Genomic DNA, 1,703 nt, shown 5'->3' with positions numbered 1-1,703 from the left:
CGTGCCTGCTGACACAACCAACACCGAGGAAATCTTCTTCTATCATAGCGACCACCTCGGCAGCACCTCTTAATCACCGACGCCAAGGCCAACATTACCCAGTTCGATGCGTACTTACCCTACGGCGAGTTGCTCGTGGACGAACACAGCAGTAGCGAGGAAATGCCGTACAAGTTCAATGGCAAGGAGTTCGATCAAGAAACAGGGTTGTACTATTATGGCGCGAGGTACATGAATCCGAGGACGAGTTTGTGGTATGGGGTGGATCCGTTGGCAGAGAAGTATCCGAGCGTTGGCGGGTATGTATATTGTATAGGAAACCCTGTAAAGTTGATGGATTCAGATGGAGCAAAAGTACATGTTGCTAACACAGCATCGTTTTCTGTATTACTTTCTAGTTTACCCGCAGGAGCCCGTTCGGTAATAGTGTTGGATAAAAACCTTTATATTGAGTTGAGTTCTGTAGAGGAAGCTTGTAGAAGAAACCCCACAAGTAAGAATCTTGACATTTTAAAGAGAATTGTTTCAGACAGAAGAACTGTAGACTTTGACGCGACTTCGAAAACATATATGTATATGGATTCTTCAGGAAAAATTGAGTCTAAAGATTTTAAAGAACCTAAACGCTCAAATGAATACCAGATTAGGATGAGGAACTATTCTGGACCAAAGGAACTAAGACAGCAATATTCTCTCGTATTATTGAAACAGGGTCTTAAAGATGAGATAGAGGTATCTGGTAATTTTGGTGCAACCTTGCGTCCTACAGATGAGCAAAAGGCATTTCCTGGTGGAGAGATTTCTCCCTCAAAGAACTTTAAAGTTTTTATAAACCCACTTGCAACTCCGGAAGAGCAAGCAAAAGCCGTTGGTCATGAATTTGATGGCCATTTGTATATGTATTTAATTGGCAAAGACCCTCGTCATGGTGGCTCAACAGGAACGCAGGACGGCAATATAGAACTAGAAAATCAAATAAAGGAAAGAGAACATGAATCCATTCGTAATTTTAAAGAGAAATAAAATCCGCTTGTGCATATATATGCTATTATTCATCTCTAATGCCTCTTGTGGACAGAATAGAATTGTTATTTCTGATAAGGAACAAGAGAGTAGTGTATTATATGATGTTCAAGGGCTTAAATACGAGCAGCTTTGGCGATTTAATAATACAATCGTAAGAGATTGTTACTTCTCAAGGAAAGGAGAAATTATTGATAATGCAACTTGGAACGTTGAAATTCAAACGCTACTTAAATTAAAAGACAAAATTTTGCGTAAATTCCGCGTTGATGATGAGACATTCACATCGGGTACAGCTATTGTGCTTTTACTTGCCGTACCTAAATCTAACATTTTAGAACTTAGGCTAGCTCGTGGTTTAACATCTTCGTTTGATAAAGAATTGTTAAGGGTGTTAAAGGATGTTGAGCAAGAGGTTCTTGTATTTTCAGATAAGCCCATTGCGGTGTTTATTCCGATAAGAATAACAATAGATTAAAGAAATTTAGTGGTAACTAACAATTATACAGGCAACCACCGAATACGATGCCTACGACCGCACGACGAAGGTTACGCTGCCCGACGGGGCTATGACCACGACGGCCTACGGCATCGTCTCCCACGACGGCGAGCCGATGCTCGAAACAAGGGTGACCGATGCGCTCGGTCGCCATGCCGAGAGCTATACCGACGAGAAGGGG

At 41.6% G+C, this 1,703-nt stretch carries 2 protein-coding genes and 2 pseudogenes; all 4 read left to right on the top strand.

Annotated features, from left to right (window positions below; genetic code table 11):
* Window positions 1–348: pseudogene (locus BN93_RS17200) on the top strand (RHS repeat domain-containing protein); the annotation flags it as partial.
* Complete coding sequence (locus tag BN93_RS18165; RefSeq protein ID WP_198007543.1) at window positions 334–1,023, top strand: hypothetical protein; 690 nt, start codon at window positions 334–336, stop codon at window positions 1,021–1,023. The pseudogene BN93_RS17200 and the gene BN93_RS18165, both read left to right, overlap by 15 nt.
* Window positions 992–1,501, top strand: a complete 510-nt coding sequence (locus tag BN93_RS15500) for a hypothetical protein (RefSeq protein ID WP_198007542.1) — start codon at window positions 992–994, stop codon at window positions 1,499–1,501. The genes BN93_RS18165 and BN93_RS15500 overlap by 32 nt, the downstream gene beginning before the upstream one ends.
* 25 nt (window positions 1,502–1,526) lie before the next feature.
* Window positions 1,527–1,703: pseudogene (locus BN93_RS19125) on the top strand (RHS repeat protein); the annotation flags it as partial.

Source organism: Prevotella conceptionensis 9403948 (genome assembly GCF_000312305.1).
Taxonomy (GTDB): domain Bacteria; phylum Bacteroidota; class Bacteroidia; order Bacteroidales; family Bacteroidaceae; genus Prevotella; species Prevotella conceptionensis.
This window is presented reverse-complemented; position numbering and strand designations above follow the sequence as displayed.